General features: G+C 47.7%; 24 protein-coding genes. All 24 read left to right on the forward strand.

The window, feature by feature from the left end:
* The first annotated feature begins 17 nt into the window (after positions 1-17).
* The 24 genes from QL234_RS19275 (at position 18) to QL234_RS19390 (ending at position 21,359) form a co-directional block, all read left to right on the forward strand.
* Positions 18-770 carry a phage tail protein gene (locus QL234_RS19275; protein WP_281559413.1) on the forward strand — a complete coding sequence of 251 codons (753 nt, stop codon included), beginning with the start codon at positions 18-20 and terminating at the stop codon, positions 768-770.
* On the forward strand, positions 767-2,050 hold the full coding sequence (locus QL234_RS19280; RefSeq protein ID WP_281559414.1) for a hypothetical protein: 1,284 nt from the start codon (positions 767-769) through the stop codon (positions 2,048-2,050). The genes QL234_RS19275 and QL234_RS19280 overlap by 4 nt, the downstream gene beginning before the upstream one ends.
* 171 nt (positions 2,051-2,221) lie before the next feature.
* Positions 2,222-2,974 carry a phage tail protein gene (locus QL234_RS19285; protein WP_281559415.1) on the forward strand — a complete coding sequence of 251 codons (753 nt, stop codon included), beginning with the start codon at positions 2,222-2,224 and terminating at the stop codon, positions 2,972-2,974.
* Positions 2,975-3,003: 29 nt separating this feature from the next.
* On the forward strand, positions 3,004-4,251 hold the full coding sequence (locus QL234_RS19290; protein ID WP_281559416.1) for a sialidase family protein: 1,248 nt from the start codon (positions 3,004-3,006) through the stop codon (positions 4,249-4,251).
* A gap of 47 nt (positions 4,252-4,298) precedes the next feature.
* The gene (locus tag QL234_RS19295) at positions 4,299-4,625 is read left to right on the forward strand and encodes a DUF1353 domain-containing protein (protein WP_281559417.1); all 327 of its coding nucleotides are present in this window, start codon (positions 4,299-4,301) and stop codon (positions 4,623-4,625) included.
* Between the two features lie 313 nt (positions 4,626-4,938).
* The gene (locus QL234_RS19300; protein WP_281559418.1) at positions 4,939-5,784 is read left to right on the forward strand and encodes a baseplate J/gp47 family protein; all 846 of its coding nucleotides are present in this window, start codon (positions 4,939-4,941) and stop codon (positions 5,782-5,784) included.
* 2 nt (positions 5,785-5,786) lie between these two features.
* Positions 5,787-6,689, forward strand: coding sequence for a phage tail protein (locus QL234_RS19305; protein WP_281559419.1), 903 nt, complete (start codon positions 5,787-5,789; stop codon positions 6,687-6,689).
* A 394-nt stretch (positions 6,690-7,083) separates the two neighbouring features.
* Positions 7,084-8,019, forward strand: a complete 936-nt coding sequence (locus QL234_RS19310) for a baseplate J/gp47 family protein (protein ID WP_281559420.1) — start codon at positions 7,084-7,086, stop codon at positions 8,017-8,019.
* Entirely contained in the window at positions 8,012-8,773 is a 762-nt protein-coding gene (locus tag QL234_RS19315; RefSeq protein WP_281559421.1) for a phage tail protein I, read from the forward strand. Before QL234_RS19310 ends, QL234_RS19315 begins: the two co-directional genes overlap by 8 nt.
* Before the next feature lie 87 nt (positions 8,774-8,860).
* The gene (locus QL234_RS19320) at positions 8,861-9,388 is read left to right on the forward strand and encodes a phage tail protein (RefSeq protein WP_044836107.1); all 528 of its coding nucleotides are present in this window, start codon (positions 8,861-8,863) and stop codon (positions 9,386-9,388) included.
* Positions 9,389-9,573: 185 nt separating this feature from the next.
* Entirely contained in the window at positions 9,574-10,200 is a 627-nt protein-coding gene (locus QL234_RS19325) for a hypothetical protein (protein WP_281559422.1), read from the forward strand.
* Between the two features lie 14 nt (positions 10,201-10,214).
* Entirely contained in the window at positions 10,215-10,451 is a 237-nt protein-coding gene (locus QL234_RS19330; RefSeq protein WP_281559423.1) for a tail fiber assembly protein, read from the forward strand.
* A 788-nt stretch (positions 10,452-11,239) separates the two neighbouring features.
* The gene (locus QL234_RS19335; protein WP_281559424.1) at positions 11,240-11,722 is read left to right on the forward strand and encodes a hypothetical protein; all 483 of its coding nucleotides are present in this window, start codon (positions 11,240-11,242) and stop codon (positions 11,720-11,722) included.
* Between the two features lie 10 nt (positions 11,723-11,732).
* A complete protein-coding gene (locus QL234_RS19340; protein ID WP_281559425.1) occupies positions 11,733-13,751 on the forward strand; it encodes a DUF4815 domain-containing protein in 2,019 nt (672 codons plus the stop codon).
* Positions 13,752-13,797: 46 nt separating this feature from the next.
* The gene (locus QL234_RS19345; protein WP_281559426.1) at positions 13,798-14,997 is read left to right on the forward strand and encodes a hypothetical protein; all 1,200 of its coding nucleotides are present in this window, start codon (positions 13,798-13,800) and stop codon (positions 14,995-14,997) included.
* Positions 14,998-15,114: 117 nt separating this feature from the next.
* On the forward strand, positions 15,115-15,345 hold the full coding sequence (locus QL234_RS19350) for a hypothetical protein (protein WP_281559427.1): 231 nt from the start codon (positions 15,115-15,117) through the stop codon (positions 15,343-15,345).
* A gap of 20 nt (positions 15,346-15,365) precedes the next feature.
* Positions 15,366-16,751 (forward strand): hypothetical protein, encoded by a 1,386-nt coding sequence (locus QL234_RS19355; protein WP_281559428.1) that lies wholly within the window; start codon positions 15,366-15,368, stop codon positions 16,749-16,751.
* Between the two features lie 3 nt (positions 16,752-16,754).
* A complete protein-coding gene (locus QL234_RS19360; protein WP_281559429.1) occupies positions 16,755-17,378 on the forward strand; it encodes a hypothetical protein in 624 nt (207 codons plus the stop codon).
* A 2-nt stretch (positions 17,379-17,380) separates the two neighbouring features.
* Positions 17,381-19,060 (forward strand): hypothetical protein, encoded by a 1,680-nt coding sequence (locus QL234_RS19365; RefSeq protein ID WP_281559430.1) that lies wholly within the window; start codon positions 17,381-17,383, stop codon positions 19,058-19,060.
* Positions 19,060-19,281 (forward strand): hypothetical protein, encoded by a 222-nt coding sequence (locus QL234_RS19370; RefSeq protein ID WP_281559431.1) that lies wholly within the window; start codon positions 19,060-19,062, stop codon positions 19,279-19,281. The genes QL234_RS19365 and QL234_RS19370 overlap by 1 nt, the downstream gene beginning before the upstream one ends.
* A gap of 46 nt (positions 19,282-19,327) precedes the next feature.
* On the forward strand, positions 19,328-19,933 hold the full coding sequence (locus tag QL234_RS19375; protein WP_281559432.1) for a hypothetical protein: 606 nt from the start codon (positions 19,328-19,330) through the stop codon (positions 19,931-19,933).
* A gap of 52 nt (positions 19,934-19,985) precedes the next feature.
* Positions 19,986-20,657, forward strand: a complete 672-nt coding sequence (locus QL234_RS19380; protein WP_281559433.1) for a phage baseplate assembly protein V — start codon at positions 19,986-19,988, stop codon at positions 20,655-20,657.
* Between the two features lie 30 nt (positions 20,658-20,687).
* On the forward strand, positions 20,688-20,987 hold the full coding sequence (locus QL234_RS19385; protein ID WP_281559434.1) for a PAAR domain-containing protein: 300 nt from the start codon (positions 20,688-20,690) through the stop codon (positions 20,985-20,987).
* A 36-nt stretch (positions 20,988-21,023) separates the two neighbouring features.
* The gene (locus QL234_RS19390) at positions 21,024-21,359 is read left to right on the forward strand and encodes a GPW/gp25 family protein (RefSeq protein ID WP_281559435.1); all 336 of its coding nucleotides are present in this window, start codon (positions 21,024-21,026) and stop codon (positions 21,357-21,359) included.
* Positions 21,360-21,439: the final 80 nt, after the last annotated feature.

Below are 21,439 nucleotides of genomic sequence, written 5' to 3' on the forward strand. Positions count from 1 at the left end.
TACAGGACTGATAGATAATGTCATCTAAAAATGAATCCCTGTGGTTAGCCTCAGGTATGGCAGGGGAAAACCAAGCCAGAATATTAAACCAACCGCTGGAATTTACCCGGGTTGTTGTGGGGGATGCCAATGGTAGCTATCCCCCTTTGGATAGCGCGTTAACGGCTCTGGTTAATGAAAGACTTACCGGGGAAATATTGACCCACAAGTTAGATCCCGGCAATGGCAATCAACGTATTATCGAAATGAGTATTCCGCCGAGCCTGGATTTTGAGGCGATAGAACTTTTGCTTTATGCCAAATATGACGAAACAGAATTTGCACATACTTATTTTCGTCTGGCGGCCCCTTTTCCGGTACGTACCATAGAAAACGGTGGCTCCCAGCTAAAACTGAAATACACCATCAGGGTGAGTCAGTACTCTGATTTTAGTGTCAGTATATCTCCTAATTTGACTTATTTAACTACTGCCCAGTTAGCGGATACCCAGGCGCTAGCTATTGTTGCTTATGAGAGTGAAGCTGTTACGACAAGTAATAAATTGCATATTTTAACCGGACATGCCGATCTGAAAATTCCCGATGATAGCGGCACATCGTTCCGGCTGATGGTCGATGAAAGTGTTGATTTAACTTCTGGAAAATGCCGATTATTCGCACCAGCAGGGCAGAAAATATCTGTTAACGGGGTAATGTCGGATATCGCCAATTTCAAAGAGTCCGGTGTGGTCCACCATGTAGTAAAGGTTAATGGAATTTGGAAAATATGATTGAAACAGATGTGAAAACAACAGGTGGCGGAGCGTTTGAGATAGGCGATTATATTGTCACTAGCAGAGCCATGCTTGATGATGGCAAGCGACTCCTGATACCTGATGGCTCAGAAGTGGATGCCGGAGAATATCCGTTATTGGCAGCAACAATCGCTGATTCTGTATCTCCAGGCTTTGCCTTTAGTTCCGGGACTGGAAATATGGAGACGTATGACCTGGATGGAAACTTAGATGTTAATAGAGCGGCAACAATAAAATCATATTATGGTACTGATGATTACAGTTACTGGGATGGTAAAGTATGGCTAACTTCGGATTTGGCTTTTACTGGTACCAACCGAAAAGTACACGGCCTGACAATGTCGGATGACGGTTTGAATGTATTAATTATTGGTGACTCAGTCGGAGATAATTACATTCAATGGCAAAGGTCAACCGATGGTGGGGTTACCTTCGGCGCCAGAAAAGAAATGACATTTACTGATGGGCCGTACTTTTCAAAAATTAACGGTTGTGAAGGAAATGCCGATGGCAGCGAGATTTTAATTTCATTTCGTAACCCAGATACCGCATCAGTTGAGCTTCATAAATCCGTTGATAGCGGAGAATCATTTCAATTGCACAAAACATTGATTGATGCCCCCAATGTCAGAATGAAAGCGAGCCGGGATTTATTAACCATTGCTTTACACCTTCAAGGCTATGACCGTATTGAACTCAGCAAAGATGGTGGCTCGGTGTTTAACAGCATTACACTTGAACCCCAGGTTGTAGCGGGCGCCGAAAGCTCTTATCAAATTGCGGTAGGGCCGGATGGCAGCACCATAGTTGCTGCCAATTATTATACCGGTGTTATGCAAATCTCGACGGATACTGGTGAAACATGGAAGGTTGTTACTCCTGCTATTTTTAATTATGACCAATCTGCCTATTCACTCGGTTTCACTTTGGGGCAAATTGTCATTGGAAAGACTTCAAACTCCATTCACGTTAGCTTGAGGTTGAGAAAGGATGTTTCAACAGCTGATGTTTATGTTACTTCCAGCTTTGACTCGGGGGAAACATGGACGGACTCTTTTATGTCAAATACAGGAAAGACGGAAAATTATAACCCAAATGGTCTCATCGTTTCGTCTGACGGGTTAAAAGTCATGTGCTTGATTAATGGTGGCGGTAACCCACACGCAAGAATTGCTACTTTTAATCAGGGTAAGCTTCTACCCAATTTAACTGGAGAATCAGTTCCCTGGAAAATCGTTGCTGATTCGCTTTCATAAAATGAAAGGCAGGATACTGCACTCTGGATATAAGTTTTAATAATATTGAACTCATAAATTTTTCTCTGCGTGCTAACTGAAGTGTCACTTTTTTATTCTTCAATAGTGATAGTCAAGCAAATAGCTTGACAGGCATAGCAGTGTTCACTGTTCTTTAAGGACAACTCTTTCATGTCATCTAAAAACGAATCCCTGTGGTTAGCTTCAGGCATAGCCGGTGAAAACCAGGCCAGGGCGCTGAACTTGCCACTTGAATTTACCCGTGTTGTGGTGGGAGATGCCAACGGCAATTATCCTCCTATGGACAATACAATAACTGCATTGGTGAACGAACGTATCACCGGTGAGGTACTGGATCACCGATTAGATCCCAATGATGCCAATCAACGCATAGTGGATATGGCCATACCGCCAAGCCTGGATTTTGATGCGGTTGAGCTACTGCTTTATGCCAAATATGGTGAAATTGAATTCCCTCATACTTATTTTCGCCTGGCTGCGCAATACCCTATAAGAACACTGGAAAATGGCGGCTCTCAGGCAACCTTGAAATTTACCATACGTGTGAGTGAACACAGTGATTTTTCTGTGTTTCTTGTGCCAAGTCTTTCTCATGTTGATCAGGAGCAGTTCGATGAAAGCCATAACTCGGCCTTTATCACAAAGGATACCGTGGCCAACATTAATCGTAATAAGTTACATATCTTCTTAAACCATGCGGACTTACAAATCCCTGATAGTTCAGGAGATAAATTTCAATTTATGGTAGATGACAGTGTCGATTTAAACACCGGCACTTGTCGGGTACTGGCGCCAAGCGGGCAGCAAATGACGGTGAGCGGCATCACTTCTGATATTGCTGATATTCAGGATGTTGGTGTGATCCACACAGCGCTAAAAATTAACGGAGTCTGGAAAGTATGATAGTGACACCTTTAAAAGTATCAAATGGTATGGCTGAAATAGTAGGAAAAAGCGTACTTCACCGGGGAGATAGCGTGAAATATGGCTTACTTCCCGCCAGCGGAGAAGCTTTTTCCGCGGACTCCTTCCCGTTACTGGCAGAAGAATTTCCTTCCTTGCATTTGCCTGTGGGAGACGAGCATGAACATATTGTCTCGGGTATTAATAAAATTGCGACTCAGCGAGATGTTGTTATTAGCGAGCCTAACAAAGCCGAAATATGGCAACCGTTAACTCAAGGGTTAAATTCAGGAGCACCGTTGAGTGGAGGGAATAGTTATATTGTTAGTGTCCGAGGTGATGGTCACGGCGTTTTTGTGGTGTTATTTGGCGGCGGGGAGGCGGCACGCTCAGATGATGCCGGCGTGACCTGGACGGCATTGCCCCAATATCTTAACTGTGATGCAAGTGCTGGTCGCCCCTATTCAATCCAAACTGATGGTAATGGTGTTTGGGTCGCGGGTTTTTCTAATGGTTATGCGTCCCGCTCTGATGATAACGGGGTTAGCTGGAGCCAGCTTTCTCCAGTATATCTTCATTCCGGCGGTTCAAACCATATTTATTCCATGGGCACAGATGGTCAAGGTAACTGGGTGGCCGGTTTTCATAGTGGCCATGCAGCCCGATCGACAGACAATGGCATAACCTGGTCGACACTACCGCAAAACCTGGGGACAGGCACAACCTATAGTATAAAAATTCTTAACTGTGTTGTCGGTAGCCCTAGCGGAGTTTTTATCGCCTGTTCTCAGAGAGGTTGGGCTTCCCGGTCTACAGATAATGGTCTTACTTGGAGTGCTTTGCCACAAGCCTTAAATAATGGCACTGCAAATGATGATATCGTAGCGACTCACAGGGGACTGGCTACAGATGGTAAAGGCGTTTGGGTAGCTCAGGCAGACGATGGTTATGTTTCTCGTTCAGAAGATGATGGCCTTACTTGGACACCCTTACCGCGCCACCTAAATTCAGGCTCTACCGGGGTTCAGGCTGAAGGCGTGGAGACAAATGGTAAAGGAGTTTGGGTTGCCACCTGGTATGACGGTACGGTGGCACGCTCGGTTGATAACGGTATTACCTGGACCGCATTGCCCCAATATTTAAATTCAGGGAGTAATGGTTCGGCTTATGCGGCTGCTTCCAGTGGTGATGTCTGGGTGGCCGGGTTCAATGAAACTTATGCGGCTATTGCCAGCGGTGAAACCTCAACCACGATTAAAGAGTGGTTTATTGAATAATACCATGAAAAATCTTGTCAATATAAAACATAGAAGGTGCCGAAGTCATGTTGCCAGAAATATCTGCTAAATATTGTGAACAGTTGGATAAATTTGTTTTGCTTCGTGCTTTAACAACACCTGAAGTTCATTTGCCTGAAGGCATGTTCTCCGATGGTTTTTCCTCCCCCTGGTATCTGCGCTGGTATGTTAATCGGGTAGAGCAGGGTTGGATTGCGGCTTGGGTACATGACAGATGTTACCAACAGGCGATTAATACCAAGCCCTGGGCGGATAAGTTATTTTATAAAAACCTACGTCGCTGCCGAGTGAAAAAATCTAAAGCAAAAATCATGTACCTGGCAGTGAAATTATTCGGAAAAGGTAGCTATTAATCCGCTATATCGAGATGTAATTGCCTGACTTAGCAAAGAGTTTCATGAAACTTTGCCCGCTTCGGCGGGCGATTTTTTTATGTGATTAACCTTTTTATGGTTTGCGTTGAGCACGCTATAGAATAATACCACTCAATAAGAATAGTTGGAGTGCCATCTATTCGAGCGAATTTGATGATACATCCCATTGTTATTGAATGAACCGGATATCAGGTACACACTTCCCTAGTTACCCTAACTCAAGGCAAGCGCCTTAAATTACCCGGCCCGGCAATGCTTATTGCCGGGCTTTCTTATATTTGAAGAGGAAAATATGAGTAATAGTTCTATTGATTTTAATGCACTGCCATCCCCTGATGTTATTGAAACTATCGAGTTTGAGCAGTTGTTCCAGGAGCGCAAACAACGTCTGCTGGAAATGGCGCCGCAATATGCCGAGGCGCTGGAGCTGGAGAGTGAGCCGTTAGTGCAAAACTTGCAGCTGGAAAGTTACCGTGAAATGTTACTGCGTCAGCGCATTAATGAAGCGGTATATGCCAATTTACTGGCCACGGCACAAGGGGCGGATCTGGATAACCTCGGGGTTTTCTATGGGGTACTGCGTTCACCTTTGGAAGACGATGAAACTTTCCGTTTGCGTATCCGCGACCGTACGATTGCCTCAAGTACCGCCGGCAGTAAGGCCCATTACCGCAGCCGGGCGATTGAAGTGGACCCAGTGGCCATCCGCGATGTTGAAATTGACAGCCCGATCCCAGGGCAGGTGCGTGTGTCTGTGTTGGTGCGCACCGGTTATGATGTCGATGAAATTGTGGCTAAAGTACGCGAACATGTTACCGCGGAAGATGTGCAGATGCTTACCGACACTGTGGAAGTGGTGTCTGCTGAGCTTATCCCTGTTGATGTTACTGCCGATATTTATCTGCATCCGGATACGCCGCAAGTGGTTTTTGACTCCTTAAAACAAAGTCTGCTTGATGCCTGGGAGCTTTCTGCGGAATTAGGCTGGGATCTGACTCCGAGCTGGTTAGATGCCCAGTTGCATAAAGATGGTATTCATTATGTTGAGCGCAGCACGCCGACAGAATTAATTACCATAGCTGCCAACCAATGTGTAGTGCCGGGCACTATCAGTTTAACCTTGAAATCACGGGGGTGATCATGAGCTTATTACCTCCCAATGCCTCCGAGCTGCAACGCCATTTAGCTGAGCTTAACCAGTTTAAGCCGGAATTTGATTTGGCGCTAAAGCAGATCCGGGAGCTGAAAAATACTCCGTCGGATGAACTGCTGCACTGGCTGGTGTGGGAATATGGTTTAGAAGCAATATTACCCTACAGCAGCGACATGCGTCAGATGCTGACCACAGGCTTAAACTGGCAGCGTATCCGGGGTACTCCCGGGGCGCTGAAAATGGCGCTGTTATGGTTAGGCATTGTCAGTCCGGATATCGAGCATGAAGAACCAGGCCGCCATTTTTACGAGTATCAGATAGATCCGGGCAAGGTGCCGGGTGATGAAGATATTACCCGGATCATCAACCTGGCGCGGATGTCGGCGCCGGTGCGTTCGCGCCTGGCACGGATTTTTCACGACTACGACGTGCGCAAACTGAAACTGTCTGAGCAGCATGTCAGTGAGTTTGGTCATTTGCTATCGGATTATTCGGGGATTGCGGTTGAAGGTGGTGAGACCAAATTGTCGTTTAGCCGCAAGCACAGCAGTGCGGTCAGCGCGATTGAATATCAAAATATCTCTGCCCGTAAAAGTCTCAGAACCGATGAGATCCGTTATATCAAAGAGCCCATTTTAGGAGAAATGACCCTGAGTGAGCGCTACGATCATGGCGTGTCCAGCATACGTGCCAGTGTCAGACAACTGACTTCTGGCTTAAGTTATGCGGCATCGGGTTGGCTGGGGAAATGGACGGCCACTCCCTGGTCGAAAACCAATTTTACTTTTATTGGTGTGAATCATACCAGTGTGCTTGGCGCTGCTTTAGAAAGTAGCCAAGGGAGCACAGTGCAAGTTATGGCTGAACTTACCGGGAAGCCGGCACAGTAGCGCTCTTTTTCAGGAGGAAACCTTGCGTGGATCTTGCGCAGTTTAGAAGTTATTAAAGGCATTTCATTTATGCTGATTTGTGATCGTTAAAAACCATCAAGGCAAGTATGGCGATAGCCGGTAATAACCGGCGGATAATGAACTCCCGGTCACACTTGACCTGTTGCCTTGTGAAAAAAAGCGTATCATTTAGCGATACTCGCAGATGAAGCCCGGATTTAACCAGAGGGCTTTGCTTCTTTCTTACTGTCTTTGCCTCCTGATAAGGGGCAGGATTAAATCTTCTGATTTTAAATGCTCAGTTAACCGTTATTTTTAAAGCTAAGTCTCTCAACTTAGTATTAAGACTGAGGTTTTACTTTAAATAAAACTACATCTGTCTCAGGGAGGGGATATGACCGCTTTTAAATTACTGGACCTGTCCAAGGTGCCTGTCCCGGACGTTATATCGTCCCCGGACTTTGAAACAACTTACCAGGAATTGAAGGATATCCTGGTTGGCTTGAAAGAAGAATACCGCGATGTGCTGGCGCTGGAGTCTGATCCTCTGGCCAAAGCACTGCAGGTGTTTGCCTACCGGGAGATTTTGCTGGAAGCAAAAATTAATGATGCCACCCGGAGTAATATGCTGGCAACGGCTACGGCAAATGACCTTGATGCCATAGGTGCCCGCTATAACGTTGAACGCCTGGTGATCCAGGAGGCGAACACTGCTGCCGTGCCGCCGGTGGCACAAGTACTGGAGCAGGACAGCAGTTACCGTCGCCGTATTCAGATGGCCTTTGACGGTTTAAATACCGCGGGCAGCGATGACGCTTATGTGTTTCATGCTTTATCTGCCAGCGGCGAAGTGTTGGATGTCGATGCTTCCAGTCCCAGTCCCTGCCATATGGTGGTGACTGTCTTAGGGCGAAACGGTAACGGCGTACCCGATAATAATGTCCTGGTTGATGTGCGTCGTTATTTCGGTCTTAGTGATGACGGCAGTCAGGTGCTGGAAACCGCTTCTAAGGTGCGTCCTTTAGGGGATAAAGTTTCTGTGGTGGCGGCACAGGTGATTGAATATCCGGTTGAGGCGGTCCTCACTATTCTGCCTGGACCGTCGGGCGAGGTGATCCAGCAAGCTGCCGAGACCGCCGTGTGGGCTTATGTCCGGGACCGCCACAAGTTGGGGTATGACGTGACCCGCTCCGGTTTATATGCTGCTTTACATCAGGCAGGTGTTCATAGTGTTGAACTGATCACGCCGACAGCCGATTTGAAAATGAATAATGTTCAGGCGGCATACTGTAGTGGTGTTCAAGTGACGATAGGAGGCGTGGATGTCTAGCCCTGAGCAGGAAAACAGCTTGTTGCCGCCTAATGTTACCGGGTTGGAGTATCACCTTGAGCAAGTCGTCAAAAAAGCGACTGACTTGCCGGTGCCGATAGCCCAGTTGTGGGATCCTCATGCTTGCCCGCTGTCGCTTTTGCCCTGGCTGGCATGGGCGTTCTCGGTCGATGAATGGGATGACCGCTGGCCGGAGCATATTAAACGCCAGGTAGTGCAAAACTCTTTTGATATCCACCGCTATAAAGGCACCCCTTATGCGGTGCAGGAAGCGCTGGACAGTTTAAATATCAAAACGCACTTGCGTGAATGGTGGGCGCCAAACGGCAGTCAGGAGCCCGGTACCATGACGGTAGTGGCGTTAATTAATGAAAACCTCACCGACAATGACGAAGGGGTCATTACCCGGGAGATGCTGGAGCAGGTTACCCGGGTGATCAAATCGGCGCGGCGCGGGGTTATTCACTTTGATGTCGAGCTGGGGCTGGCGCTGGAAGAAAGCTTTGCGCTGTCAGCGGCCGTCGGACCGTCAATTGGCGTTATGGCGGATAACCTTGAACCTGAGCCTGTGGTGCCGGACGGCATAACTGCGAGTTTGGGTTATGGCGGGGTTATACATCGACAGGATTTTAATGATCAGCAAGTCGAATTTTCCCCCCTGGTGCCAGAGCTGATTTTTGCCAGTCCTCAGTTGGCCGGGGTCAGTCACCAGATGTGTTTATCTGATATTGACTTAGAAGGGATACTTTATTAATGACAGGACTTAAGGGCAATTTTTGAAAATGGGGCTGGCCATGTGCCAGTTTGATATCGTCGACATTGATTAAGAAGGGATACATTCATGGCAGGACTTAAACTGCAATTTACAGAAGCCGGACTGGCTAAGCTGTTGTCTGAACAAGACAAGGGCTTGAAAGGTGAGATCACGCATATGGCCTTTGGTGACGGGGCTTATGCGCCGGGCAAAAACCAGACGGCTTTACTCAGTGAAAAAGAACGCATCGAAGTGATGGATTACCAGGGAGACGGTAAGAACTTACGCATGGCGGGCAAATTTGAGGGGGAGCTTGAATACGCGATCCGCGAAATAGGTATTTTCCTTAGTGACGGTACCTTACTCGGGGTGTATTCCCAGGCAGGGAAAACTTTGGGTTATCGCACCCCGGTGGTGAAAATTATGCAATGGTTCACCCTCAATATCGAAGCCTTGCCAACCGACAGCGTCACCGTTGTCGTTGGCAGTGAAAACCTTAACCTGGTCATCGATGAAGAGTTCGCACAAATGGCTGAGGTGCAAATTAATACCTTGCACCGGCAAATGCAGCAGGAATTTCGCTTGTTGGCCCTTGAGCAGCAGGCGGCTTCATAGCCAAGTCAATAGCGGTTTTTTTTGTGTAACAAATACACTTTAGCGGCTCAGCCGCTAAAGTAAAACTAACTCAAACTCTATTCAAGTTTCTATTCAAATTAACGGTCTGGCGAATTGGCTTAGCCTGCCGGGCTTTTCAGTACGGCGTGCATCAAGTTACACCGTAGAACAACAGGAGGACAAGAATGTCTTTAACACAAGATATTGCCAATGTGGTCCAGGCAGCTGAGAACATGACAGCGACCGTGACCGGCAGAATGGGGCAGATTGACCAGCGCATGGATGCTGCCGAAGCAGAATTTGATGTCTGGCGAAACCAGAAAGATGTAACCGGCGATATCGCCGTCAACGGCGCTATGCGCTTGAATATTTTTCAGGGTTTTCTTCATTCCACCGGAGCGCCGTATGGCTTTGGCGGAGATAGTGGCGGTTTTGCCGGAAAAATAGATGATCTTGGCACCAGCTCTAATGTCTATTTGCATTTTAAAACGCCAATGAACATCAACACCCATAGTGAAATGTATTGGTTCAATATCCGCGGTTATTGTTATGGTGCAGCAAAACTGATCGATGAGGTTATCTCCGGTTATTGTTATGCCACCAGCAAGTCCGTTATTAACAAGGCTAACGCCGGGGGCATGAGTCCTGACTCATACTCAGATGCAGCCGGTAATGTCATTTTACGTATTTTGGTGCCTAATACTTATTACAATTCCGTGTGTATTGATACCATGCGGGTGGGCAATGGCCGTTTATTTAATGCCGGTGATTTGGATGTCAAAGTCTCGCTTGCCGATACGGTTGATTTTTAACATTAGGAGTATGTATGGATAATATCACTTTACCAACACCGACCACGGAAGAAATCCAGTTAATGGCATGGACCCAGATCAGAACGAAGCGGGATGCCTTGATGGCCGCGACCGACTGGACACAAATTTCTGACAGTCCCTTGTCCGCAGAAAAAAAAGCTGAGTTTGCCCAGTATCGCCAGGCCTTGCGTGACTTGCCGCAATCAACGGCTAATCCCGATGATATCGCCTGGCCGCTAAAACCTGAATAATTGGCTGATTGTTCGGTTAGCAATATTTAAACCCGGGTTATTGCCCGGGTTTTGCTATTTAGCCCCAGAGTCCTGTGCTTTGGCGCCTCCGGGGAAATTGTCGTTTAAATTAAGCTTAAGTTTACGTCAGCAAACTTGGCTTAATTTAGCCGATAAAGGTTATCAGGTCAGAGTTGACCTGTAACGCAGCGAAAAAAAGGGTATTATTTTCCCATACTGACAAAGAAGCAAACAAAGTGCTTTTGACATCAGATGTTAACAATATTCAATCAGGTGAGCTGTAATAAACCCGGTTTACCAGGTTTCACGGCGCTCTGTTTTTATGGCAATACTCACTGAATTTGTCGCCGGTCAGACTTGACCTGTAATACAGCGAAGAAAAGGGTATTATTTCCCCATACTGACAAAGAAGTAAATAGCAGACAAACCGTTATATCAAGCTTATCTGATATAACGGTTTGTCTGTTTTTAAGGCAGTATTCACTGAGTTTATCGCCGGTCAGACTTGACCTGTAACGCAGCGAAAAAAAGGGTATTATTTACCCATACTGACAAAGAAGCCCATTAAAGGCTTCATTAACTACAGCAATGAAAACCAACCATTTCTTTTTAATGGTTGCCTTTTAAAGAAACCCGCCGCCGGCGGGTTTTTTCGTTTTTACCCGACGATAAACCAACGACCGGAACTGAATTCAGTTATCCCGGTGCTGGTGTTATGTGTGCTGGCCATAAGTCATTGACTCTATGGCTGGTGATGTTCGTCATTAACCCCACAGGAGTGAACTACAGTGGCCATACTTACCCAAAGCGGGCGTACTGCCCTGGCGGAATTTGTTGCCAGCCAGCCTATTTTTATCGGCTGGGGACGAGGTGATGTCAGCTGGGGCGACAACCCCCCGGCAGAGCAGATCACCAGCACGACATTACTTGATGCTTTTGGTTATCGTAAAGCCAGCCGCATTAAATTTTGCCAGCCGGACAGTGACGGTGTGATTGAGGTACCCACCGGGAAGTTTTCCCTGGTGGAAACACCCACCAACCATATTTATCTCGAGTTTAATTTCGACTTTGACAACGGCTTAGGGGAAACCTTAAGGGAAGTGGCGGTGATGGTAGGTGCTGAGCCTAAAGCCGGCTTACCTGACGGGCAATACTATTTTACCCCGGATGAGCTGGAGTCTGCTGGCAGCTTAATGCTGTTGGAGCATCGCAAGCCTTTATTCCGTGACCAGGGGGTCAAGGAAACATTTGAATTTGTCCTGAGTTTTTAAAGGAAGCTTTATGCAAGATTATTATCAAAGATTTGACCCTGCAAAGGGTTATGAACAACTGCTGTTTCGTTCGGGCAAAGGTTTGCAAAGCGCGGAATTAAACGATATCCAGGCCCAGGTTTCCCACCAGGTCAAAGGTATTGCCGATGTCTTGTTAAAAGACGGTGATGTCGTGCTTGACGGCGAACCGGCGGTGAACAGTGAAACCGGCCTGGTACAAATCGGTGCCTGTTCGGTTTATCTTCGCGGCCAAGTGCGTAGCCTGGAGCCGTCTGAGCTGGTGGTTGCTACCGATCAGATTGTCGATATCGGCGTCTGGCTCAGCGAAAGTGAAGTGACTGAACTTGAAGATCCCAGCCTAAGAGATCCGGCGGTTAGCGCCCACAACTACGACGAGCCCGGCGCGGCGCGTTTAAAAATCACCTGTCAGTGGGGTCTGGCTACCGACAGCGGTTTCGATGACGCCAACTTTTACCCGGTATACCGCATCGACAAAGGCGTGCTGATCATCAAACAGCCGCCGCCGCAACTTGATGCTGTGACTGTGGCGCTGGCCCGTTACGATCGTGAAGCTAACGGCGGCAGTTATGTGGTTGACGGCATGAAATTAACCTATCGCGATATTGAGGGTGATTATCAGGTTTACAGCCTGGAAGAGGGCAAGGCCCATATCCAGGGCTATGAAGTGTCTTTTCCGACCTCACGCCGTGAACTTTTTGCCTATGATCCCGACAAGCAGCTGATTGAAAGTGAGCCGCATGTTTTTACCCCGGATCAAAACGGTGATATGCGTATCAACCTGGCTTTCTCTCCGGTGAACAATATCAGCCGTGTGGATGCCAACCTGGAAAAAACCGTCACCCTGACCCGCAGTGATATACGCGGATCAGTCGATCCGCTGCCGGATGTCGCGGTTTATGCTTTAGTCTCCGTGACTCAGAACGAGACGGTTTATCAGGAAGGGGTTGACTATAGCCTCGCCGGTAATCAGGTCAACTGGGGTCTGGGTGGCGCAAGGCCGGATGACGGTGAAAGTTATGAGGTTGTTTACCAGTTCCGTGAACAATTGGATGTCACCGCCGATGAAACCGGTTTTACCTTAAATCAAACCCTGGCTGACGGCACCACCATAGTGGCCAACTCTGCTTTTGATGTTGACTATCAGTGGAGCATGAACCGTATCGACCTGGTGGTGTTGGATCAACAAGGCCAGGTACAGCGTATTAAAGGCGCATCCAACAGTTACGAACCGACGGCACCGGTAGCCCCGGATAATCAGCTGGTGCTGGCGCAAATCAGACAAAACTGGTTTAGCGACGGCAAGCCGGAAGTAACCAATTTAGCGGTACGCTCGGTACCTATGTCGACGCTGGAAGAAATGCAGCAGCAAATCGGCGATTTATATGACTTGCTGGCCATTGAGCGCCTGCGAAACGATGCCAATGCCGAAGAGCCGGCAGCCAAACACGGCGTCTTTGTCGACCCTTTCCTTGATGACGATATGCGTGATGAAGGGCTGGCACAAACGGCCGCCATTATCGACGGTGAGTTGATGCTGCCGGTGGATGTCGAAGTCAGCGATTTAGCCCTGCCCAGTGAGGATCGTCCGGTAACGCTCAATTACCAGCTTGAAGCCGTGCTTGAGCAGACCATGAAAACCGGCAAAATGAAAGTGAACCCCTATCAGGCGTTTTCACCTATCCCGGCGACAGTGAAACTCACCCCGGCGGTGGATCACTGGACCCAAACCACCCGGGTCTGGACCAGCCCTGTTACCCGCTGGATCACCCGCGGCTGGTGGCGGGTAAGACAACGGGTATGGAATAGCCGCACCCGTACCTGGAACTGGGTCTGGAGAAGGGGCTGGAATACTGTCAGCAATACCAATGAAACCGTGTCGGTTTCTTCCACTGCCGCCGAGTTTTTACGGGTACGCCAGGTCAATTTTGAGATCACCGGCTTTGGCGGTGGTGAGAAATTAGATCAGCTGATGTTTGACGGCGTCGACATTACCTCGGGAGCAAGATAATGGTTTTTGCACAGGCAACAATAAAGATTACAGCGGGAGCAAAATAATGGTTCAAGCAGACAGCAACGGCGTTGTCCGTGGTTCTTTTACCGTACCGAGCGGTGTGCCTTCGGGCACGAAATCGGTAACCTTTAGCGGTGATGGCGGCTCTTTTGGCGAAGCCAGCTATACCGGCAGTGGCCGTATCCAGGTCGCAACCATGCGCCGGGTACGTACCATTAACACCTGGCGGCAACGCTGGGATCCGTTGGCGCAAACCTTTACCTTACCGCAAAGCCGGCATATTGCCGGGGTAGATCTGTGGTTTACCACCCTGGGTGAAGACACTGTCCGGGTGCAAATCCGCGAAACCGCCACCGGTTTGCCTAATCAGGAAGTACTGGCGGAAGCGACCCTGACCAAGGACGACATTTTATTAAACGGCCAGAGCACACGCTTTGAATTTGCCCCGGTATTCTTAAATGCCGATCAGGAATATGCCATCGTGGTACTAACCGATGATGCCGACTATGAAGTGTCGGTAGCGGAGCTGGGTAAATATGATAAAGAAGAGGGTTGGGTAACCAGCCAGCCGTACCAGGTAGGGGTATTACTGTCATCCAGTAACGCCAGTACCTGGACCCCGCACCAAAGCATGGATTTAACCTTCCGTTTATTGGCGGCGAAATTCGATGAAACTTCCATGGTCTTGCCTTTGGGTGAAATGGAGGTTGCTGATATGTCCAACTGGTTGCCGCTGGGCACCGTTGAACGTCCGGGCACGGAAACCGACCTGCGCTTTGAATTTACCCCGCAGGGGGAAAACCAGCCGGTTTATACCTGCCAGGAAGGGGAGCCGGTTAATTTGTCGGCCAACTTTACCGGCAAACTGGATGTCCAGGCGCGTCTCACCGGTACCGAGACCCTGAGCCCGGTATTATATCCGGGGGTACAAGCGGCATCGGGTACTTTGGCGCAAACCGCTGATTATATCACCCGGGCCATTACCTGCGGCGCTAACAAAAAAGTAACCGTAGTGTTCGAATCTTTTGTTCCCGGGCTGGCCAGCGTGGATGTCTTTGCCGAACTTAACGGTGAGTGGCAGCAGATGACAGTGAATTCCGCCAGCGCTGTCGGGGATGAGTGGCAGAGTCTGAAGTTTATCTTTGATGATGTGACCAGCGATACCGTGCGCGTGAAGCTGGTGCTTACCGGCAGCGCCCAGGACAGACCCCGGGTGCGTGATTTACGGGTAATGACCACTTAATACTTGCGTTATAACCGCCGGTATGAACTTCAACAATTACATTCAAGTGGCCGGCTTTATCCCTGGTCACTTGATTCTCTGGTATTTCATTACCTCATTTACATTTCAGGAGGATTTATGTTCGATAACAGAACACTCCACCAGGACTACCCCTTGCCGGATGCCGATAACTTCCTGCAGGACGACGTGGTCCGCATCGCTGAAGCGATCACCGCCATCGATAATGATTTCTTTCAAAACTCCGTCGATCTCCAGGAAAAACTGGAGCAGGAAGAAAGGATCAACGCAGAAAGATTCCGCCGCATCAAGATCAACCACCTGGTGGATGACCAGTTGTTTAACGTTTAAGTAAGCTTTAAGGAAATTACATGTCAACAATATCCAATGCTGCACAAATCATGGTTGACAAGCTGGTCGCCGATTTAAACAGCGAAACACCGCTTAGCGCCGAAGACCAGTTACTGGTGGCAAAAGCGCTGGACACCATGAAAAACAGCACCACTTTTGAAACCGCCTTGATTGCGGTTGTCGAGGAACACTTTAATACCGCAGATGCCGCGTTAACCGCAGCGAAAAACGATATTAATGCCGCCAAAGCCTCGATAGAGACTCAATCGACAAATTTAAATTTAATTCCCGGGTTACAAACCAGTATCGACACCAGTTTATCGGGTATGAACTCTAGCTTAGACAGCTCTCTGGCAACGATAGCGCCGACGGTGCGTGATACTATCGGTGGTAGCTTTAACAAGTTTCAGATAGGTTATAATGCCTACGAGCATCAACTACATAGAAATCATGATAGTAATGGCTATTCTAAACGGGCGGCTAATGTTACCTGTTTAGACAACTATGTTACTGGTGAGTTTTATGCGTACTTGGATTTTGGTAGTCAAACAACCACCTATAGAAGAGCTCATATTGTTCGGGTTACAAAAGATCAGTCTGTACAAGTTGCTTCCAAAACCAGTCAGCTTTTTACCGGCGGCACTTTTGGTTTTTGTCCGTTCGCCGATGATACTAGCAGGCTTTGCCACTATCAGTCGGGAACTTTGAATATTCAACATGTGGGCGCCTTTAGCTGGGAATTTAGTAAGGCAGTGGATTATCAGGAGATTTATTATGATAAAGCCACTAAAGACTTGTATGTTGTTAGTGGCGGCTTCTTAAATAAGATCAATACCGACGGTTTCGTTGTTGTCGCAGATACTACCTTTGTTGACCAGGCTGCTTTCACGGCTTGGGCACAGGCGGCAGGATACTTGAGAGCCGACTCTTTTAAGACCTATTTACATAGCCACTCGAGTACCAGTTCTATTAGTAATAGTTCCAGCTACTTTTCCGCTGCATATCTTACTTCCTATATTGGAGGTGAGAGTGCTTCTTATACTAATTTTACCGGTTTTGATGCTACCAGCGGGATTAAGGCGGTAACCCGGTTGGCTCCGCAACACTTTTTGATCGGCGAGACTGCGATAACTCCTAAAAGCGGTACCACTACATATCCAATGTTGAGTACCTTACGCGGGCAGACTTCGTTTGTTGATATTTATGGCAATTATGCCCGGTTAGCGGTTGAATATCATGCCAATGCGAATTTGTACAACCCCAGTAGCCAGAATATGCAATCTCCTGTTTTTATCGCTTACTCGCATATTCATAAATGCCTGATTTGGTCCATAGGTGGCTATGATCATTATCAAACTACCTCGGGTAATTATCATTCAAATACTAGCTTATCATTCGGGAGGTAACAGATGACAGAACTTACCTGGAATACAGAAAAATATGCACTGGTGTCGGCTGATGGCACTGAGTTTACCAACAATCCGGAAACTGGTTTGCTTTGGCAAAGTGAAGACGAAGCGCTCGCTTTTGCGCAGTCAGAAACCGAATATCAGGCTGAGCAGAAAAAAGTTGAGGAAAATTATACGGCGTATGTGGTCTTCGATACACCGGCAGTTGCTGCTGATAGTGGGGTCATTCTACAGGCCCCTAACCCGGAAGCGGAGTTCAGTGAAACGACAGTGACTTTAGGTTCGACTTTACAGCTGACGGCGAAATTGTTAAAAGATAAAGAAAACCCTGAGTCACTCTTAACTAGTGTAGCTAAAGATCTATTTCGGATCCCGGTACAGAACGAGAGTACCGGTGAACAGGATTTATTTGCTGGTATCCTGGAGAATGGGGTGATCACCGTTAATGCACCTATGACCAAGGCTGGTTATTGGGAAGTTAATGAAGAACTGATTAACAGCAAGTTAGCCGATAACTTTCGTTTAGGTCTGGACAAAACTGTTTTTGCCGTAGTTAATGTTGATGCAAGCATAGCGGCAACATTAACCGCTAGTGAGCTTTCAACTGAAGCTGCAGGAGTTTAACCATGGCGACTAATATATCAGCCTCGGTGCAATCTCTGCTGACGAAACTCAAGGCCGGCGCCGAAGCGCAAATGACCGCCGAAGAGCTGTTGCTGTTGTCTAAAGCTGTGCAGGCATTATCCGATAATAAAGACTTTGAACAGTCGCTTATCGCCATTGCCGAGCAACATTTAGATACTGCAGAGCAGAGCATGACTGATGCAGTGGCTCAGGCGGTAGCCAATATGAGCACGGCAAAAGATGATGTCAATAGTGCCACTAGCGCGCTGGAAAGTGCCAAAACTACTTTTGACAGTAAAACCGATGAATTAAACCTGGTGAATGAGCTGCGTCATATGCTTGAAGGTTTAAAGCGTCGGGAAGATGGGGCTATCGGCAGTACCTATAACTTGACGGTGCTAGATGGTGACAATGAAATAATAGATGAAGCATTAAGTAATTGCCCGCAGCAGTCGGTAATTTTCAGTGATAATGGTCAGGTGAATATCTGCTCTTCGGCATATACTGAGACAACCGGAGGGCCGAGCTCGGTACAGCACAGCCATAACTGGTATGAGCTTGCTGCGGGTAGTGATTTTCATAAAGGAACTTTTACTCGTAAAGATTATATGGGCTGTTCTAGCAATAGCGTCAGAACGTCTACTTCGCATCGTTATGGCTATAAACCGGTAGCCGGTGAATATCCTTTAGCCAAATCAGATGATGCCAATAACATAAAATTCTCAATGGTGTGTGCCGACCATAGTTCAGCATCGCTTACTCAGGCCAACTGGCGGGGGATAGGGTTATATAATGATACCGATTATGGCATGACTGTCGGCCATTATAATGATGCTTTACTAACCGATAAATATGGCCGTAAAGCGACGCAGACCACAAACCGCACCGGTAATTATCCTGTGACTGCTTTTTATGATAACAGCAAAAATTGCCTGGTGGTGGTTGAGTCGTTAAAGGCCTGGTACTTGTATAGTGACGGCTGGGTGGATCCCAATATTCCAACTTTTGCCAACCTGTCTTTTGCGCAAGCCTGGGTAGATGCGCAAGAGGATATGTTTTTAGTGGCTCTTAGAGCGCCGGGCACGACGAATCCGGCTCACCCGTTAAAGTATAATTCCTACCATGATAAGACGGAGTTGAACGGGCAGGTTAATCAGTATTCTTCTCACTATATTGGCCGTTTGGGCAGCACTACAACGGGTGACAGCCATTCCACTAGTTACTACTATTATGCCGGTCTGGATTATATGACCAGTGAATGTGGCAGCGATGAAAGGGAAAATACCTCTTCAAGCTGGACTGGGAGTCAGACCTTTTTATGGGAAGTGGCAACTAAAACTTTAGTCCCGGTGTTTAATGAACTGGTTGCTGAAATTGTCGGCGGTACGCATCTTGGTGCTAATACCAGTAGTGGTGATGATGAGTGGGTGAAGGTAAAATTAAATGCCAAAGCTATTCGTATGGACAGCCAGAAAATATTGGGGGAGTGTGTACATATAGTACAAACGAAAGGAACCGGCGCCTACCGAGGTGTTTATTATATTGATATGCCTCATTATAACCCTTATGCCGATGCCTGGTTATTCAGCCACGCTCAATATACCAATAGTGTTTTTTATTATAAGCTCGCCCGGCTTTCAAGAGCCAGCCGTTATCATGGCATACACGGGGAGTATAAATAATGAAAGCACCTTATTACGATAAAGCAACCAACAGCGTGTTTATGCGCGGGGCGTTAAACCCCATTAACCCTGAAACCAGTCAGACATGGTTAAGTGAACAAGAGGCATTGGCCTTTATTGCGGCTTTGCCCTGTGATCGTAAAGCAGAAAGTCTCGATAAAGTTAGCACAGGGCTCACCGCTAAGCTGATGTCCGCACTGGCAGTATTCAAGCGCCGCTAGGCATTTATCTGTCTTATTCTTTTCGTTCAATAACGAGATAAAAATCATGGTAATTAACCGTAGTGCCTTGCTGCAGCAATTAGTGCTGCGGTTAAAGGCTGGGCTGTCGGCCCAATCCTTAGAGCATACCTTAGTGTCCCTGCTGCTGCCGAGCCAGGCGCAAAACCAGGTGCCGGCCTTGCCGGAAGTAGTGCTTAATGTTCAAAGTGAACAAGTACTGTCGCCCGCAGTAGCTAAGAGTGATGATAGTTATGTCGCAATTAGTGAAGGGGTGCAGAATCACGTTGATCACAAACGTAAACTCGAACTGATGTTAACGACCCGGGTTGGGGCTGCTGACAGTGATGCTTTAATGCTGCTGGTGGATCAACTAGCCACGGCGCTGGAAAGCAGTTTACAGGCACTTGACCCCTTAGAGGAACAAACTGAAAGCCAGGTGCTGCCCTGGCAGGGAGCCCAACCGGTAAGTTGTGATTTCAGCTTTGAAGTTATTGACACTAGTATGGTTGCCACTGTCAGCCAAAAAGTGAATCTTTACTATTATACAGAGCCGGATGCAGAAATACCGGGTCATGATATTCATGAGGTCTACCTTGGTATACAGGGGGAGAATTATCAGTTGGTTGCTTCAATTCCCGAGGTGGCAGAATGATATCGCTAACCCTTAAGCATAAGAGGTTTGCTTTAATTCCGGGGAGGGTTTTATGAATTTAAATCAGGTCTTTGCCGAGATCGGTACTGCCGATGTACCCCACAGGTTAGCTAAGCTGATCAGTGTCGGCACTATCGCTGAGGTGGACTATCAAACTGCCCGGGTTAAGGTAACTATTGGCGACTGGCTGACAAGCTGGCTACCCTGGTTAACGGCCCGGGCCAGCAATAATTTGAACTGGCAGGCGCCGGAAATTGATGAGCAGGTATTGGTACTGGCCCCCTGTGGGGACATTGCCCAGGCAGTGGTGCTCGGCGCTGTTTATCAGCAGCAACAGCAAGAGCTGGTATCCGATATCCCCGCCGAAGAGCGCCAGGATATCGAGCGGATGCAATATCTTGATGGCACTGTGGTGGAATATAACCGTAAAACCCACAGATATTTTATCGATATCAAAGGGGAGGATGCCACCTTAGATATTGTTTCCGCGGGTACTTTAAATATCAATACCGCTGCTGATATTACTGTTGTTACTGAAGCGAATGCCAAAGTGACGGCAAAGGAAAATATTGATCTGGAGGCCAAATCGGTCAGTGTCAAAGCCAGCGAAAATATCAGCCTGGATGCCGGTAAAGATCTTGGTATCAAGGCGGGCGGCAATATGACTCTGGAAGCCGGCGGCAATATGAAACTCAATGCCAGCCATATCAGTGCCCAGGAATAGCGGCATTTATGGTTAATAACGGGAGGTCAGATGCCACAGGTATCACTTGACGGTCATGTTACCGATGTTCATTCGCTTTTTCTACCGGGTGCCGGTTCGGCTACTGTTGGTAACTTTACCATAGGCGGTATCGCGCCGCTGCGCCTTGGCGACGAAATCAGCACCCATGTGCTCAGCACAGATCCTAAGGTCAAGCATGAAAAAATTACCATAGCCGCAGGCTCAGGTAGTTTTAGCATCGGTGGCAAAGCCGTTGCCCGTATTGGTGATGCTTGCGGCTGTGGCGCAAAAATGGCCCAGGGCTTTGGCACTTTTACCGCCGGAGGCTGATTGCCGGTCACATCACAAAAGCAGGAGCGATAACATATGTTAGGTATGAATGCACAAACCGGGCGCAGCCTTTCTGGCTTAGCCCATTTAAAACAAAGTATTGTTGATATTTTAACTACGCCCAAGGGCAGTCGGGTAATGCGCCGTGATTATGGCTGCGGCCTGTTCGACTTGGTCGACCGGCCCTATTCGCCGTCACTGGTGGGGGATGTCACTATGGATATTTCTCAGTCGCTGGCCTTATGGGAGCCAAGATTTGAGCTGGAAAGTGTTGCCGTTTCCAGGATTGAAAACGGCAAGCTTGGCCTGGACATTACCGGCCGTTATCTGCTTAACGGCGAGCCGGTAAAACTAGAAGGCCTGGTGGTTTAAGGCTTGATGCAATACTTCATTATTCTTTTATATTAACTGAAATCAGTTAATTCATTTTATTGAAGCCGGGTATTCACCCG

The sequence above is a fragment of the Thalassomonas sp. RHCl1 genome, from assembly GCF_947387555.1.
Classification (GTDB): Bacteria; Pseudomonadota; Gammaproteobacteria; order Enterobacterales; family Alteromonadaceae; genus Thalassomonas.

Excerpts from the sequence above, each read along its gene's own strand:
- QL234_RS19275 (WP_281559413.1), top strand. The coding sequence starts at position 18 with ATGTCATCTAAAAATGAATCCCTGTGGTTAGCCTCAGGTATGGCAGGG.
- QL234_RS19280 (WP_281559414.1), top strand. The coding sequence starts at position 767 with ATGATTGAAACAGATGTGAAAACAACAGGTGGCGGAGCGTTTGAGATA.
- QL234_RS19285 (WP_281559415.1), top strand. The coding sequence starts at position 2,222 with ATGTCATCTAAAAACGAATCCCTGTGGTTAGCTTCAGGCATAGCCGGT.
- QL234_RS19290 (WP_281559416.1), top strand. The coding sequence starts at position 3,004 with ATGGCTGAAATAGTAGGAAAAAGCGTACTTCACCGGGGAGATAGCGTG.
- QL234_RS19295 (WP_281559417.1), top strand. The coding sequence starts at position 4,299 with ATGTTGCCAGAAATATCTGCTAAATATTGTGAACAGTTGGATAAATTT.
- QL234_RS19300 (WP_281559418.1), top strand. The coding sequence starts at position 4,939 with ATGAGTAATAGTTCTATTGATTTTAATGCACTGCCATCCCCTGATGTT.
- QL234_RS19305 (WP_281559419.1), top strand. The coding sequence starts at position 5,787 with ATGAGCTTATTACCTCCCAATGCCTCCGAGCTGCAACGCCATTTAGCT.
- QL234_RS19310 (WP_281559420.1), top strand. The coding sequence starts at position 7,084 with ATGACCGCTTTTAAATTACTGGACCTGTCCAAGGTGCCTGTCCCGGAC.
- QL234_RS19315 (WP_281559421.1), top strand. The coding sequence starts at position 8,012 with ATGTCTAGCCCTGAGCAGGAAAACAGCTTGTTGCCGCCTAATGTTACC.
- QL234_RS19320 (WP_044836107.1), top strand. The coding sequence starts at position 8,861 with ATGGCAGGACTTAAACTGCAATTTACAGAAGCCGGACTGGCTAAGCTG.
- QL234_RS19325 (WP_281559422.1), top strand. The coding sequence starts at position 9,574 with ATGTCTTTAACACAAGATATTGCCAATGTGGTCCAGGCAGCTGAGAAC.
- QL234_RS19330 (WP_281559423.1), top strand. The coding sequence starts at position 10,215 with ATGGATAATATCACTTTACCAACACCGACCACGGAAGAAATCCAGTTA.
- QL234_RS19340 (WP_281559425.1), top strand. The coding sequence starts at position 11,733 with ATGCAAGATTATTATCAAAGATTTGACCCTGCAAAGGGTTATGAACAA.
- QL234_RS19345 (WP_281559426.1), top strand. The coding sequence starts at position 13,798 with ATGGTTCAAGCAGACAGCAACGGCGTTGTCCGTGGTTCTTTTACCGTA.
- QL234_RS19350 (WP_281559427.1), top strand. The coding sequence starts at position 15,115 with ATGTTCGATAACAGAACACTCCACCAGGACTACCCCTTGCCGGATGCC.
- QL234_RS19355 (WP_281559428.1), top strand. The coding sequence starts at position 15,366 with ATGTCAACAATATCCAATGCTGCACAAATCATGGTTGACAAGCTGGTC.
- QL234_RS19360 (WP_281559429.1), top strand. The coding sequence starts at position 16,755 with ATGACAGAACTTACCTGGAATACAGAAAAATATGCACTGGTGTCGGCT.
- QL234_RS19365 (WP_281559430.1), top strand. The coding sequence starts at position 17,381 with ATGGCGACTAATATATCAGCCTCGGTGCAATCTCTGCTGACGAAACTC.
- QL234_RS19370 (WP_281559431.1), top strand. The coding sequence starts at position 19,060 with ATGAAAGCACCTTATTACGATAAAGCAACCAACAGCGTGTTTATGCGC.
- QL234_RS19375 (WP_281559432.1), top strand. The coding sequence starts at position 19,328 with ATGGTAATTAACCGTAGTGCCTTGCTGCAGCAATTAGTGCTGCGGTTA.
- QL234_RS19380 (WP_281559433.1), top strand. The coding sequence starts at position 19,986 with ATGAATTTAAATCAGGTCTTTGCCGAGATCGGTACTGCCGATGTACCC.
- QL234_RS19385 (WP_281559434.1), top strand. The coding sequence starts at position 20,688 with ATGCCACAGGTATCACTTGACGGTCATGTTACCGATGTTCATTCGCTT.
- QL234_RS19390 (WP_281559435.1), top strand. The coding sequence starts at position 21,024 with ATGTTAGGTATGAATGCACAAACCGGGCGCAGCCTTTCTGGCTTAGCC.